Origin of the sequence: Luedemannella flava (assembly GCF_039528515.1) — a bacterium.
GTDB classification, from domain to species: Bacteria; Actinomycetota; Actinomycetes; order Mycobacteriales; family Micromonosporaceae; genus Luedemannella; species Luedemannella flava.
Window position 1 is genome coordinate 1 of sequence record NZ_BAAALT010000160.1, and the last position, 583, is coordinate 583.

At 53.9% G+C, this 583-nt stretch carries 1 rRNA gene; it reads right to left on the reverse strand.

Annotated features, from left to right (window positions below):
* Positions 1–583: ribosomal RNA gene (locus ABD211_RS23015) — 23S ribosomal RNA — on the reverse strand; the annotation flags it as partial.

Genomic DNA, 583 nt, shown 5'->3' on the forward strand with positions numbered 1-583 from the left:
ATGGCCCTTCCATTCAGAACCACCGGATCACTATGACCTGCTTTCGCACCTGCTCGCGCCGTCACGCTCGCAGTCAAGCTAGCTTATGCCATTGCACTAACCTCCTGATGTCCGACCAGGATTAGCTAACCTTCGTGCTCCTCCGTTACGCTTTGGGAGGAGACCGCCCCAGTNCACCCGAACTGGCGTCCGAGCTTCAAAGCCTCCCACCTATCCTACACATCAAGGCTCAATGTTCAATGTCAAGCTATAGTAAAGGTCCCGGGGGTCTTTCCGTCCTGCCGCGCGTACACTGCATCTTCACAGCGAGTTCAATTTCACTGAGTCTCGGGTGGAGACAGCCTGGCCATCGTTACGCCATTCGTGCAGGTCGGAACTTACCCGACAAGGAATTTCGCTACCTTAGGATGGTTATAGTTACCACCGCCGTTTACTGGCGNCACTTTCGTGTTTGCACAGTGCTGTGTTTTTAATAAACAGTTGCAGCCAGCTGGTATCTTCGACTGGTCTCAGCTCCATCCGCAGGGACTTCACCTACACACCAGCGTGCCTTCTCCCGAAGTTACGGCACCATTTTGCCTAG